This is a genomic window from Achromobacter sp. JD-1, from assembly GCF_038594925.1.
In the GTDB taxonomy this organism is placed as follows: Bacteria; Pseudomonadota; Gammaproteobacteria; order Burkholderiales; family Burkholderiaceae_B; genus Achromobacter; species Achromobacter spanius_C.
Window position 1 is genome coordinate 1 of sequence record NZ_JBCGCS010000080.1, and the last position, 1,223, is coordinate 1,223.

1 pseudogene is annotated in these 1,223 nt (G+C 57.6%); it reads left to right on the forward strand.

The annotated features are described in order from the left end of the window. Positions 1–18: 18 nt before the first annotated feature. Positions 19–1,223 (forward strand): annotated as a pseudogene (locus tag WBR68_RS31305) (hypothetical protein); the annotation flags it as partial.

Below are 1,223 nucleotides of genomic sequence, written 5' to 3' on the forward strand. Positions count from 1 at the left end.
CGTGACGAGGCGGGGCAGTTGGCCCTGACCGGCAAGACGGCAGCGGAGACGATCGCGTCGTTGAATCGGGACACGACGGATACGTTGAATGCGCTGAAACCGATCTTTGACAAGGAGAAGATCGAGGCGGGGTTTGAGATTGCGTCGGAGGCCCAGCGGCAGGTGGGGCAGTTTTTGACGAATCGGGCGAAGGAAATTGACGCTCTAAAAGCTCGTGCAAAGGACAAGACGCTGTCTCAAGCCGAGCGCGAACAAGCCGCCGCAACTGCGGAGAAGCTGGATAGTGAGTGGGGCCCGTCTGGGTCTTACCGCCGCGTTGTGGGCGCGATTTCAGCGGGCGCGGCCGGCAATGTGACAGGCAGCGCTGGTGCCTTCGTGCAAGCAGCCGCAGTGAACTATTTCCAGGGTCTAGGCGCATCGCAAGTTAAAAAGCTCGCCGATTCCATGGGTGATGGAACCGATTCGGAGGCAGCGCGCGCCCTTCTGCATGGAATTGTGGGATGCGCTGGTGCGGCGGCGAGCGGCAGCAATTGCTCCGCCGGTGCATTGGGGGCTGCAGCGAGTTCCGTCCTTGCCAAGCTGATAGGAATGGCCGCGGGGGATGACCTATCTGCAGAGGAGCGTGAAGCGCGAGGCAATTTGGTCGCCAGTATTGTGGCCGGCATATCCGAAGCAACTTCGGTGGATGCCACCACTAGCACCATCGCGGCTATCACGGAGCTGACCAATAACGCCCTTACCTTGTCTGAGTTGAAACGATTCGCAGCAGAAGCATCCACTTGCGAAGCACTTGGCAATTGCGACGAAGTCCAGGAGAAGTACCGGAAACTCAGCATCGAAAACCAAGAAACCATGATCGCAGTGTGTGCGGCAGACCCGAACCGCTGCCGGGAACTCTATGGTGATTTTGTCGAGCAAGTTACCGAGTATCGTGAGGAGCTAGATAAGTTAGCTGGCACGAACCTTCCTGCGGCCCTAAGAACTGATCTGGCCATATACTTTTTGCAGCACGCGGAAGCAGTCAGTTTGGCGCTCCATACCGAAATCGCCGCCGATCTGCAAAAAAGATATGGTGTGAGTACAGAGACGGCTGCAAGGCTAGTGGCGGCTGCGAGTGCGGTGGCGGGATCGATAAAGGGTGCAAAAGCGACAGGAAGCGGAGCGAAGTTTGCTGACCAAGCCAAGCTTGATGACCACTTTGCACGTCATGGCAGGGATTTTGG